Source organism: Mesorhizobium sp. M4A.F.Ca.ET.090.04.2.1 (assembly GCF_003999085.1).
Classification (GTDB): Bacteria; Pseudomonadota; Alphaproteobacteria; order Rhizobiales; family Rhizobiaceae; genus Mesorhizobium.
In genome coordinates this window covers 1-9,789 of the sequence record NZ_RZOT01000196.1, presented here as the reverse complement: position 1 = coordinate 9,789, position 9,789 = coordinate 1, and the positions used below count along the sequence as shown (strand labels likewise).

Genomic DNA, 9,789 nt, shown 5'->3' with positions numbered 1-9,789 from the left:
GCACCAGATCGATCTGCGGCATCAGCGCCATCAGTTCGGCGCGCCAGGCAGGCGCGCATTCGCGACGCGGCGGCAGGTCGGCGCCCTTCGCATCTTGGCCGGGGAAGCAAAAACCCATCGGCACGATGGCGAATTTTTAGGTGTCGTAGAATTCCTCGCTGGTTACATCCAGCCAGCTACGCAGCCGATCGCCGGAGGCATCGGTGAACGGCATGCCCGAGAGGTGGACCTTGCTGCCCGGCGCCTGGCTTGCAAGCAGGATACGCGCCGTCGACGACGGGCGTAGCACCGGGCGCGGCTCATGCGGCAAAGGCCGGCCGAGCGGCTTCTCCACACAGATGCGGCAGGCGCGAACCCTGGCCGTCAGTCTCTCCAGCGCTTCGCTCATCCCGGGCTCAGGCGGCCGCACTCGGTCGGCTGGAGATCGCCGCATGCCAGCGCAGCACATTGGTGCATTCCTCCGGCACCCTGATGCGTGCCGGCTTCATGAAATCGATGGCGATCAACCCGGTGATGTCGGCGATCGAATAGGCATCACCGGCGGCGAACTCTCGGCCCGCCAATTCGTCGTCGAGCAGCTTCAGAAATTCGACCGCCTTGGGTTTGTTGGCCTCGCCCCATTCGGGTATTTGGGGGATTTCCCATTCTTTCATCGCGGGATGGATGTGACGAAAAGCCTGCGCGACGCAGCTGAGGAGGTTCAGTTCCATGCGTCTTTGCCACATCTCGACCCTCGCCTTGCCGAGCGCGTCTTGCCCGAACAGAGGCGGCTCCGGATACAGCTCCTCGAAATAGCGGCAGATGGCGACGGATTCGGTGATGATGGTGCCGTCGTCGAGTTCGAGCACCGGCAGGCGCTGCAGCGGGTTGCGCGAGCTGACGGCCTGCTTCTTATGCTCCAGCGCGCCCATGTCGATAGGCACTAGCGGCACCTCGATCCCTTTTTCGGCGAGGAAAACCCGCACCCTGCGCGGATTGGGCGCACGGCCACCGTCGAACAGCTTCATTCTCATCCTCCCAAATCCTGCTCGCTCCCTTTACCGGAAACTGAAAAACGCGCGCAAGGCATCGCCGATCGACGCCAGCGTGCCATGCTTCCTTTCGACCAGCCCGTGGCCGTGGGTATCGCGCCAGTCCTGCGGTTCGTCGAACGTGCCAGCCCAGATGCCGGCCTTGCCGACGCGGGCGCCGGCCTCTTCGGTCTCGAAATCGCCATAGGCGACGGCCCAGCCAGCCTCGACCTGGGCGCGATTGAGGTCGATGCCGCTTGCCTTGCAGTATCCAAGCAGCCGGCCGTAGCGGTCGTGCTGCCAGCCACTGCAGGAGACGGGACGGCCGGCGATCAGCCTGACCAGCGATTGCCTCGCGAGCCTGCCGCAGGGATAGTCGGCGCCATCCTTGCGGCAGGTCTGCTGATATTCCGGCGCGTCGATGCCGCGCATGCGGATGCGCTCGGCGCCAAGCGTGATCGAATCGCCGTCATTGACGATGGCCGCGCCCTCGGCCTTGCGCGTCTCGAAGCGGTCGAGGCGGGCCGCGAGCAGGATCAGCAGACCGAGCAGAACGATGGTCAGGCAATAGTCGAAAAGCCGCCGCCACAGGCTGCGAGGCGGCTGCGGGGCGTATCGCCGGCGCGGCCTCGGCGACCAGGAACGGCTCATATGGCAAACAGTCTCTTAATCATTCGAACGTAGCTTAACGAATTGAAATCGCTGCGCGCAGAAATTGAAGTTTGCATGCCTTTGCTACGCTCGAACACAGCGGACAAATTCATTGTGGACCGCAGGAAACCGCATCGCAACAGCGATGTGGCGCGCGCGGTGCGCAGAACCCGTGACCGTCTTTCGCAGCAGGCCGGCAGCCTCGACTTCGACCGCGAGCTCCTGAAGCTGCATGCCCGCACCATGGTGGTCGGCGCGACCGCCATACCGATCCTGGTGCTGGCGATCGCCGCGACCGGCCTGCTGGCCGGCCTCGACAAGAAGATCGGCATCTGGGCGCTGTTCACCCTGCTTTGCTACACGATTGTTGCCTTCATGGCGCGGCGCGTCGAGCGGACCGAAGCGTCCCAGATCGATCCGTCGCAGGCGCGGCGCGATTTCCTCATCGGGCATTTCCTGTGCGGCCTTGGCTGGGCCTGGTTCGCCTGGTTCGGCTGCGACACCTGCCAGATCGATCAGTTCCAGGTGATCAAGGCGATGGTGCTTCTGGTCGCCATGGCGGCGACCGCGGTGATGGCATCCTCGCTGGGCGGCGCGCTGCTGGCGACCTTCGCCATTCCCGTCGCTGTCTATGCCTATGCCGGATCGCGGCTGTGGCTGCCGATCGAGGTTATCATGGCCGCGCTGCTGGTCGCCGCCCTGCCCTTCTTCGCCTACGTCGCGCGCCATCTCAACCAGGCCTCGCTGATGCTGATGTCATTCCGTTCAGAGAAGGATGCGCTGATCGCGGAGGTGGAAACGGCGAAATCGATGTCGGACGAGGCGCGGCGTCGGGCCGAGGATGCCAATCTGGCCAAGTCGCGCTTCCTCGCGTCGATGAGCCACGAGCTCAGGACCCCGCTCAACGCCATCCTCGGCTTTTCCGAAGTGATGGCCAATGAAGTGCTCGGGCCGATGAACAATCCCACCTATCGCGACTATGCCCATGACGTGCACGAGTCCGGCCAGCACCTGCTCGACCTGATCAACGAAATCCTCGACCTGTCGCGCATCGAGGCGGGCCGCTACCAGCTCAACGAGGAGCCGGTGATGCTGCTCAACATCGCCGAGGACTGCTGCCACATGATGGAGCTGCGGGCGCGCAACAAGGATATCCGCGTCATCCAGGATTTCGAAACCACCTTGCCGAGGCTGTTCGCCGACGAACGCGCGGTGCGGCAGATCGCGCTCAACCTTCTGTCCAACGCCATCAAGTTCACGCCGTCTGGCGGCGAGGTTCGCGTGCGCGTCGGCTGGACCGCCGGTGGCGGGCAGTACATATCAGTCAAGGACAATGGCCCGGGCATTCCGGAGGAAGAGATCCCTGTGGTGCTTTCGGCTTTCGGCCAGGGTTCGATCGCCATCAAGAGCGCCGAGCAAGGCACCGGTCTCGGCCTGCCGATCGTGCAGGGCCTGCTTGCCATGCATGGCGGCGAATTCGAGCTTCACTCCAGGCTGCGCGAGGGCACCGAGGCGATCGCCATCTTCCCGCTCAGCCGGGTGATGGAGGAACTGCCGGCGCTGCCGACCAAGGCGGTGGCATCCCGCAAGAGATAGGTCAGGTTTTGACCGCAGCCGCCATGCCGGAACTGGTGAGTGCCGCCGCCTTGACCAGGCCGGCGACGAGTGCAGCCCCCACCCCTTCGCCATGACCGACGCCGAGATCGAGCAGCGGCCGCAGGCCAAGCCGAGCCGCCACCTTCGCCTGCCCTGGTTCCGGCGACAGGCTGGCAAGCAGGCAATGGTCGAGCGCGGCGGGGCTCACCGCCTGCAGGACAGCGGCCGTCGCGGTCGCCGCATACCCGTCGAGCAGCACCGGGATCTTCTGCATGCGGGCGGCAAGGATGGCGCCAGCGATGGCGGCGAACTCGCGGCCGCCGACACGCCGTAAGGCCTCGAGCGGATCGCTGAGGCTGTCGCCGTGAAAGGCGAGCGCCCGATCGACCACCTCCGCCTTGCGCGCCGTCATCGCCGCGTCAGCGCCCGATCCGGGTCCGACCCAGTCCACGCCAGCGCCGCCGAACAGCGCCGCACACAGGGCGGCAGCGATGGTGGAATTGCCGACGCCGAGATCGCCGAGGCAGATGAGGTCGGCGCCGCCGGCGACCGCTTCCATGCCGAAGGCTATGGTGGCGGCGCAGCCGCGTTCGTCGAGCGCGGCTTCCTCGGTGATGTCTCCGGTCGGAACATCCAGCGCCAGGTCGAAGACCTTGAGGCCGAGGTCGTTGGCGATGCAGACCTGGTTGATCGCCGCTCCCCCGGCCGCGCACAGTTCCACCGCATCGGCGGTCGCCGCCACCGGCCGCGGCGAGACGGCATGACGGGTAACGCCATGGTTACCGGCGAAGATCGCCACCTGGGGCCGCCTGACCGCCGGCGGCGCCTGCCCGCTCCAAGCGGCGAGCCAGGCCGCGATATCCTCGAGGCGGCCAAGCGAGGCCGTAGGCTTTTCGGCCTTGGCAAACAGCGCGCGGATGTGCGCTTCGGCCGCCAGATCGGCCGGCGGCAGATTGGCCAAGAGGTTGCGGAAATCGTCGAAAGGCGATGCGCTGGTCATGCGGACTACATCGTTGCTGAAAGTTGTGAGCGGCATAGACGTCTTGATCCGCCGGCACAATCCTTTCGGTCACTGACGCGAAAACACCAGCGCGCGCCGTATTCCCCAGGGCTTGCATTGGCCTTGGCGTTGCACCATGTGGAAGTAGCGCAAGAGAACATCATGACGGCCATAGAATCTCCGTGCATCCTGGTCTGTTCGATCGACATGAAAACCGGCTACTGTTTCGGCTGCGGCCGCACGCGCGACGAGATTGCTGCCTGGATCGGGATGGCCCCGGAGGTCCGCCGTGCTGTCATGGCCGAGCTGCCGGCTCGGCTGGAAACGGTGGAACGCAGGCCACGGCGGGAAACGCGCCGCGCCCGCATGGCGCGCGAGCGAGACGTGCTGTCGTGAGCGGACAACGCCGATGAACCGCCTGTTCTGGATCCTGATGGTGGTGATCGGCGCCGGCGCGCTGCTGCTGATGCTCAACGATTCGGCCGGCAGCACGTTTGGCGTCGACAACTACGATTTCAGCCGGCTGATCTGGCTCGGCGCGTTCGGCACGCTGATCGGCGCCGGTCTGCTGCGCTCCGGCAGGCCGCTCGGCGACATCGCACGCAATCTCGGCACCTGGGCGGCCATCGTGCTGGCGCTGATCGCCGGCTATCAATACCGCTACGAGCTGCAGGATGTCGCCAGCCGGGTGACGGCGGGCCTGATCCCCGGCAGTCCGCTGGCGCTGGGCGTGGAGGACGGCCACGCCACGGTGACGCTGGACAAGGCCGACAACGGCCATTTCGAAGCGCGCATCCTGGTCAACGGTGCAGCAGTGCGCGCCGTCGTCGACACCGGCGCCACCAGCATCGTGCTGACCGCGGAGGATGCGCAGGCCGCCGGCTTCAATCCAGCCGCGCTCAACTTCACCATATCGGTCTCGACCGCCAACGGCATGGCGCGCGCCGCCGCCGTGAAAACCGACGAAGTGGCGATCGGCGGCATCGTGCGCAAGGACATGGCCGTGATGATCGCCGCGCCCGGCATGCTTGGCCAGAGCCTGCTCGGCATGAACTTCATCGGCTCGCTGTCGGGGTTCGACGTGCGCGGCGACCGCATGGTCCTGCGCGACTGAATGCCCTCAGGCCGCTTCGGCCGCCGTCCCGTTGAGGTCGACAGCGGCAAAGGCAGTCTTCAACACATCCGGTCCGGCGCCCGGCCGTGTTGCGTCCGTCGACAGGATCTGCCGGTAGCGGCGCGCACCCGCCAGCCCGTGGAACAGGCCGACCATGTGGCGCGTCACATGGCCGAGCCGCCCGCCCTTCTCGATATGGCGCGCCGCGTAGGCCGTCATGGCGTCGATCAGTGCGGCATAGTCGAACGCCGCGTACGGCTCGCCGTAGAACATGGCATCGGCACCGGCCAGGATCCCGGGAGTATGGTAGGCGGCGCGGCCGAGCATGGCGCCATCGACATGGCCGAGATGCTCGCGCGCCGCCTCCAGCGATTGAATGCCGCCATTGATGCCGATGAATTCATTAGGCTTTCTGACCTTCAGCCGATAGACCCGGCCATAGTCGAGCGGCGGGATATCGCGGTTTTCCTTCGGGCTGAGCCCCTCCAGCCAGGCCTTGCGCGCATGCACCCACAGCGCGTCGGCGCCGGCCGCGAAAACCCCGTTGGCCAGGGCATCGAGCGCCGGATCCGGATCCTGCTCGTCGACGCCGATGCGGCATTTGACGGTCACGGGGATTGTCACCCTGGCCTTCATTGCCGCGACGCAGTCGGCGACAAGCACGGGCGTCTTCATCAGGCAGGCGCCGAACGTGCCCGACTGGACGCGGTCCGACGGGCAGCCGACATTGAGGTTGATCTCGTCATAGCCGAAGGCCTCACCGACCGCCGCCGCCTCGGCAAGCTTGCCGGGATCGGACCCACCGAGCTGCAGCGCCACCGGATGCTCCGCCTCGTCGAAGCCGAGCAGCCGCTCGCGCGCGCCCTGGATGACCGCGTCGGCTACCACCATCTCGGTATAGAGCAGCGCCCGGCGCGTCAGCTGACGGTGGAAGTACCGGCAATGCCGATCCGTCCAGTCCATCATTGGCGCGATCGCCAGCCGATTCATCACCTTGCTCATCTCGTTCGTTTCCGCGGGCCGCGTTCGCCCGACGGCAACACTGTGGTCAGCCCGGCGAGCCGCACCATCTAGTCTATTCTCGATTTTTTTCAATTGCCTCGGCCTGTCGTTGGTAATGGCGTTGGCCGGCAAGAAAAGCGCCCGCCGGCGCCTTTGCCATCAACGGCTATGATGGAATTGCTTATCCCTATCGGCTCGGCTGTGGTGAGCGGTCCTTGTTCCGCTTGTCTGCGACGTAGCTCTGCCCATTCTCCATCTTCATTATGTCGAAGAGGCCAGTCGCCGCGAAGAGTGCCGGAAAGTTCTTCACTCCATAGTTTCGTGGATCGATGGGCGCCTGTCGTTTCGCTGCGCTTCCTGCCGATGACATAGCTGCCCATCCATCGTCTTGCGCCGTGGCTTCCACAGCGCCACGCAGGATCGTCACGAGCGTCGTATCTTGCGATAGAGACTTGCCCGTTCGCTTGTCGGCGGGCTTTTTAGGTCTGGCCGCCGATTCCGCTTTGGTCTTTGGTTTCTCGCCGGGGGCTACAGGAGTTGTCGGTTGCTCAGCATCGTCCAGGCTATCGAGGTAGAGGAAAGTCGTGCAGGCATTGATGAACGGTGTGGGCGTTTTGCGTTCCCCAAATCCGTAGACTTCGTGTCCATTGGCCTTCAACTGCATCACTAGTGGCGTGAAATCGGCGTCGCTGGAAGCCAAACAGAAAGCGTCAAGCTTTTGAGTGTAGAGAAGCTCCATTGCATCGATCACAAGCGCAATATCGGTGGCGTTTTTGCCGGAGGAATAGGTGAACTGTTGAATGGGCCGAATTGCAAAATTGTGCAGCTTGTCTTTCCAGTTCCTGAGATTGGCGCTTGCCCAATCGCCATAGGCGCGACGGATATTGGCCGTGCCGTATTTTGAAAGTTCCGCCAGTATCGCTGCGATCTTGCCGTGGGACACATTGTCAGCATCGATGAGCAAGGCGATTCGCCGATCAGATGTGGTTCGCGACCTGTCCTCATTTTCCATTCGATTGTTCGCCCTCCCTGCGCATCTTCATTGATAGCATCTATGTGCGATGTGCGCACGATTGTGGTTCAAGCAGCGCCCCTCGGGTGCGCCGTGAGGGGCAGTTGGCATATCGAGACCGTGGGGGCCATGCCACCCAATTTCGATCGATCTTCGGCGACGTTACGGGCTATGCAGGGCATCGCCGATAGCAGAAGAATGCTTCTTCGATAGCGGGTCTCGCGATGTAGCGGTCTCCCGACTCGAACCCCCAATAGGCGCCTCGCTCAAGTTTGCACCACTGCGGATCCAGACGTCACCCTGATACGCGAAGGGCCTGGCCTCCCACAGGGGGGTGCCTCGACCCATTCGAAATATTCGACTGCTGCCGCCCACAGATCTTCAACCGTGGCGAAGATAGGCTTTCGCCGGAATCCCGACGAACATCCGCATTGGGGTGGTCAAGATCGCCGGCAGAAGAGCGCTCGAAAAGGGCTGTCGGCGGCGCCGTCGTGGGAACGAAAAAGAAGAGAAGTAGAATTTTCGTGTGCGATTTTTGCACACAACATCCCGTAACTAGCTGATTATATTCAGGTATCTATCCCATCCATCATCGGCGCGATCGCCAGCCGGTTCATCACCTTGCTCATCTCATTCGTTTCCGCGGGCCGCGTTCGCCCGACGGCAACACTGTGGTCACCTCGGCGAGCCGCACCATCTAGTTTATTCTCGATTTTTTTCAATCGCCTCAGCCTTGAGGCCGGCCTCGGGCAAAGCTGCGGATTTCGCCTTGGCCCATTTTTGAGAGTTTCGCGGAAACTAACGTTGCGCTGCCCGGCGGTCCGGGCATCACGCCATCCGACGGCTGCTCCCCCGCCCGGCTGATGCTGGGGCGCGCCGGCAAAGCCGGAACAAAACGCTCTGGGGCGCCGTTGGAAGGCATGTTGATTCTCCGTCCTGGTGACCTGCGCGGCAACAAGCGCATCGATCGCCATCGTGCCGCGCAGTTGGCGATGCTGCGCGGTCGGCTCATGAGGCGGATTGCCAACCGCAAGGCTGCCGAGGTCGAGCAGGTCGCGGTATTTGTGCACGCCGCGCATCAGCCCGTCTTCAAAATGAAGGGACCGCAAAGCAAACGGAAGCGGACCGATGGCTGAAATCCTGAACTTCAAACCGGCCTTGGCCAGACAGCGCGGGCGACGAGCCGAGCGCTCGATCAATCGTGCAAATGAATTGCTCGATGAGGACTGCGGTGTCGGTCTGAGCCTTGCGTTGTGCGGCAGTATCCGATCCGCACAGTCGCGAGTGATCGACGCGCGGACTCGCTTCCTGAAGATTCGCCCGACCGCCCATTATTGAGGCATCGGGTAGGTAGGCGGAGGCGCGACATTCCATCCCCAAAGGGATATGCCGCTGCTCTCCTTTTGAAGTGATCGCCAATCGGGAGGATGCGGCATCATAATGGTTGAACTTGTGGTTTTGGGAGAAGCCGTCACCATGTTGTTTGAACCCCTCAACTCGGACGGCCAAAAGCGAAGCGCCGACTACCACGCTGCGCGGCTTGCGATGCTCCACGACCGGTTGGCGAAGAAGATCAAACAGGTCGACCATGCGGCCGAGCAGGTTGAGCAGGCAGCGGCAGTTTTGATTGAGGCCGCGCATCAGCCGACTGCCCCTGACGCAAGGGGCTGAGAAACCACTGCTCATGCGGCGGACCTCCGTTCAAAGCAGTGCCCGACCACTGTGGACTGCTTTCAAGCCACTCCGAAATCGCTGGCGTCTTTACATTTCATACTTGACACTTACGCTCATGATTAAATAGACAGCAGCGCATCCGACGTCGGATTTTCCGGTCCCGTCGGATGCCTGAATGCAAATCAAACAATGTCGATCGTTCGTGCGCAGCGACGCGCTTTCGCGGGCGTGAAGGAATCTTTGCGCGTTTTCGGGGGGAAGTTGAGCGGTATGGATTTCTCGCTGAGTTTGGCGCCGGACCTAGTATCCTATATCCGCACGCTTCTACGGCTGCTCCATTTCGCTGGCCTGGTTTTCGGGTTCGGCGGTGCTGTCTTCCTCGACCTGCTCTTGGCACGCTACCGTCGGATGGTCGTCACCGCCGAACTCGTCGGCAATGTCGGATGGATCAGCCGTTTTGTGGCGACGGGGCTCCTGATGCTCTGGATTTCCGGCATCGGTTTTCTTCTGCTCTATCAGGTGGCGGAACCGCAAAAGCTGATGAACCCGAAAATCTGGGCCAAAGTGACCATCGTCGCCATCCTGTCGATCAATGGCTTAGCCATTCATCGGCTTGTGCTGCCATTCCTGCGCCAGCGGATCGGCCATCCGCTTCTGTCCGGGGTCAAGGGCCGCACCAAGGCGGCGTTGATCGGTTGCGGCGTCATTTCCGCCGTATCCTGGACCGTCC

General features: G+C 63.2%; 11 protein-coding genes and 1 pseudogene. 4 read left to right on the top strand and 8 right to left on the bottom strand.

Annotated elements, in window-relative coordinates:
- The 3 genes and pseudogenes from EN781_RS15675 to EN781_RS15665 form a co-directional block, all read right to left on the bottom strand.
- Positions 1-456, bottom strand: a pseudogene (locus EN781_RS15675) (uracil-DNA glycosylase family protein); the annotation flags it as partial.
- On the bottom strand, positions 396-1,007 hold the full coding sequence (locus tag EN781_RS15670) for a glutathione S-transferase (protein ID WP_127400128.1): 612 nt from the start codon (positions 1,005-1,007) through the stop codon (positions 396-398). The pseudogene EN781_RS15675 and the gene EN781_RS15670, both read right to left, overlap by 61 nt.
- A 30-nt stretch (positions 1,008-1,037) precedes the next feature.
- Positions 1,038-1,661, bottom strand: coding sequence for a thermonuclease family protein (locus EN781_RS15665; protein ID WP_126054497.1), 624 nt, complete (start codon positions 1,659-1,661; stop codon positions 1,038-1,040).
- A 75-nt stretch (positions 1,662-1,736) separates the two neighbouring features.
- Here EN781_RS15665 and EN781_RS15660 point away from each other — a divergent pair, with 75 nt between their 5' ends.
- Positions 1,737-3,257, top strand: coding sequence for an ATP-binding protein (locus EN781_RS15660; RefSeq protein WP_126054496.1), 1,521 nt, complete (start codon positions 1,737-1,739; stop codon positions 3,255-3,257).
- A gap of 1 nt (position 3,258) precedes the next feature.
- Here EN781_RS15660 and EN781_RS15655 read toward each other — a convergent pair whose 3' ends face one another.
- Complete coding sequence (locus EN781_RS15655) at positions 3,259-4,257, bottom strand: nicotinate-nucleotide--dimethylbenzimidazole phosphoribosyltransferase (protein WP_126054495.1); 999 nt, start codon at positions 4,255-4,257, stop codon at positions 3,259-3,261.
- A 162-nt stretch (positions 4,258-4,419) separates the two neighbouring features.
- Between EN781_RS15655 and EN781_RS15650 the strand changes: the two genes are divergently transcribed.
- Together EN781_RS15650 and EN781_RS15645 are read left to right on the top strand one after the other, a co-directional pair.
- Positions 4,420-4,653 carry a DUF1289 domain-containing protein gene (locus EN781_RS15650; protein WP_126054494.1) on the top strand — a complete coding sequence of 78 codons (234 nt, stop codon included), beginning with the start codon at positions 4,420-4,422 and terminating at the stop codon, positions 4,651-4,653.
- Between the two features lie 13 nt (positions 4,654-4,666).
- Positions 4,667-5,371, top strand: a complete 705-nt coding sequence (locus tag EN781_RS15645) for a TIGR02281 family clan AA aspartic protease (RefSeq protein ID WP_126054493.1) — start codon at positions 4,667-4,669, stop codon at positions 5,369-5,371.
- A gap of 6 nt (positions 5,372-5,377) precedes the next feature.
- Here the strand turns inward: EN781_RS15645 and dusA are convergent, their stop codons facing one another.
- From dusA to EN781_RS34385, 4 genes are all read right to left on the bottom strand, one after another.
- Positions 5,378-6,373, bottom strand: coding sequence for a tRNA dihydrouridine(20/20a) synthase DusA (gene dusA / locus EN781_RS15640; protein WP_126054492.1), 996 nt, complete (start codon positions 6,371-6,373; stop codon positions 5,378-5,380).
- A 187-nt stretch (positions 6,374-6,560) separates the two neighbouring features.
- Positions 6,561-7,337: an NYN domain-containing protein gene (locus EN781_RS15635; protein WP_245492599.1), complete on the bottom strand. Its 777-nt coding sequence runs from the start codon at positions 7,335-7,337 to the stop codon at positions 6,561-6,563.
- A gap of 617 nt (positions 7,338-7,954) precedes the next feature.
- On the bottom strand, positions 7,955-8,464 hold the full coding sequence (locus tag EN781_RS15630) for a hypothetical protein (RefSeq protein ID WP_127400126.1): 510 nt from the start codon (positions 8,462-8,464) through the stop codon (positions 7,955-7,957).
- 10 nt (positions 8,465-8,474) lie between these two features.
- Positions 8,475-9,071: a hypothetical protein gene (locus EN781_RS34385; RefSeq protein WP_189347599.1), complete on the bottom strand. Its 597-nt coding sequence runs from the start codon at positions 9,069-9,071 to the stop codon at positions 8,475-8,477.
- A gap of 258 nt (positions 9,072-9,329) precedes the next feature.
- On the opposite strand from EN781_RS34385, the gene EN781_RS15615 reads away from it, so the two are divergent.
- On the top strand, positions 9,330-9,789 hold a 460-nt coding region (locus EN781_RS15615; RefSeq protein WP_127400125.1), incomplete at its 3' end, for a hypothetical protein.

Coding starts and splice junctions, on each gene's coding strand:
- EN781_RS15665 (WP_126054497.1), bottom strand. CDS start 1,661: ATGAGCCGTTCCTGGTCGCCGAGGCCGCGCCGGCGATACGCCCCGCAG.
- EN781_RS15655 (WP_126054495.1), bottom strand. CDS start 4,257: ATGACCAGCGCATCGCCTTTCGACGATTTCCGCAACCTCTTGGCCAAT.
- dusA (WP_126054492.1), bottom strand. CDS start 6,373: ATGAGCAAGGTGATGAATCGGCTGGCGATCGCGCCAATGATGGACTGG.
- EN781_RS15645 (WP_126054493.1), top strand. CDS start 4,667: ATGAACCGCCTGTTCTGGATCCTGATGGTGGTGATCGGCGCCGGCGCG.
- EN781_RS15660 (WP_126054496.1), top strand. CDS start 1,737: ATGCCTTTGCTACGCTCGAACACAGCGGACAAATTCATTGTGGACCGC.
- EN781_RS34385 (WP_189347599.1), bottom strand. CDS start 9,071: ATGAGCAGTGGTTTCTCAGCCCCTTGCGTCAGGGGCAGTCGGCTGATG.
- EN781_RS15650 (WP_126054494.1), top strand. CDS start 4,420: ATGACGGCCATAGAATCTCCGTGCATCCTGGTCTGTTCGATCGACATG.
- EN781_RS15630 (WP_127400126.1), bottom strand. CDS start 8,464: ATGCGCGGCGTGCACAAATACCGCGACCTGCTCGACCTCGGCAGCCTT.
- EN781_RS15670 (WP_127400128.1), bottom strand. CDS start 1,007: ATGAAGCTGTTCGACGGTGGCCGTGCGCCCAATCCGCGCAGGGTGCGG.